This is a genomic window from Streptomyces sp. NPDC060028, from assembly GCF_042736725.1.
Taxonomy (GTDB): Bacteria; Actinomycetota; Actinomycetes; order Streptomycetales; family Streptomycetaceae; genus Streptomyces.
The window spans coordinates 1-1384 of sequence record NZ_JBHWVJ010000185.1 but is presented as its reverse complement, the minus strand read 5'-3'; the positions used below and the strand labels follow the sequence as shown (position 1 = coordinate 1384).

At 66.6% G+C, this 1384-nt stretch carries 1 protein-coding gene; it reads right to left on the bottom strand.

Annotated features, from left to right (window positions below):
- Positions 1-141 precede the first annotated feature (141 nt).
- Positions 142-1326 (bottom strand): IS701 family transposase, encoded by a 1185-nt coding sequence (locus ACFWBF_RS37315; protein WP_385609276.1) that lies wholly within the window; start codon positions 1324-1326, stop codon positions 142-144.
- Positions 1327-1384: the final 58 nt, after the last annotated feature.

The following is a 1384-nucleotide window of genomic DNA, read 5'->3' as shown; positions in this document are numbered from 1 at the left end:
ACTGGTTGGCAGCTTCTGGTGGTGTGTGGCCGCGTCGTTTGTAGTGGCTGATGCGGGCCTGGAACTGGCGTCTGCGGCGCCAGTTCGACCAGTGCAGGACGTGTTGGACGGGTGATGGTCGGCGCTGGGTGAGGCGGGTGATCAGGCGTCGGATTTCGGGGAGGGTGAGGGGTATGAGCTGGGAGGATCCGTTTCTGCTTTCCCCGTGTCGGCCTCGCGGGCCTTCAGGACGGTGAGGCAGGCGTGGGCGGCCATGGCGAGGGTGATGTGGCGGTGCCAGCCGGGGTAGCGGCGGACCTGGTAGTCGTCCAGGCCGCATTCCTGCTTAGCGGTCTGGAAGCATTCCTCGATCGCCCACCGGCTGCCGGCGACGCGGATGAGCTCGTCGAGGGTCGTTTCGGCCGGACAGTACGCGATGTAGTAGGAGATCTGGTCGGGCCGGCTGACGCTTCGGCGGGCGATCACCCAGTGCTGGCGGTCCTCACGGTGCCAGGGACGGACTTCCACCCTGGCCCAGTCATAGACCCGCGGGCCGTGGGCGCCGTTCCCGCAGGAACGGCGCTTCCACTTCTGCCGGGGCAGCCCGTTGAACAGGTCGTGAACGGGGTGGTCGATGGCCCAGCGTGTGACGACGGTGTCGTGGCGGGTGGTGGCCATGACGTGGAAGACGTCAGCCCGCTCGAGCTCGGTCCGCCAGCCTTTGGAGAAGCCGTAGGCGGCGTCCGCGGTCACCCAGCGGAACGGGATCTTCTCCGTGATCGCCCGGCGGACCATGGCTTTGGCGATGACCACTTTCGTCTCGAAGACGGTCGCGTCCTCAATGCCCGCGGTCCGGCATCGTTCCCGGTCATCGGTCCATGACGTGGGCAGATACAAGCGGCGGTCGATCAGCGTGCGGCCGCGGGCACCGGCATAGGCGAGGAAGACACCGACCTGGCAATTTTCCGTGCGCCCCGCCGTTCCCGAGTACTGGCGCTGGACGCCGGCCGAGCGGACGCCCTTCTTCAGGAAGCCGGTGTCGTCCAAGATCAGCACCGCACCCGCGTCACCGAGATGCTCGACGACGTAATCGCGGACGTCGTCGAGGACTTCATCAGCGTCCCAGTCGCACCGGTTCAGCAGCCGGTGCATCCGGTCGGGAGCCGAATGCCCTGCTTCCTCGGCGAGCGTCCAGCCGTTCTTCCGCTCCAGCGCAGAAATCAGTCCCCGCATATACGCCAGCGCCGACTCACGCGGCTCCGACCGGGCAAACCGGTGCACGAACCGCTCATGCACCTCACCCAGACCCGCTGCCCACGCCCTCACATCACCAAGTACCCCACCCATAACCAGACCAACGACCAACCTGGCCACCAGTCACGCCAAACGCCGTTGCAGTACTAGG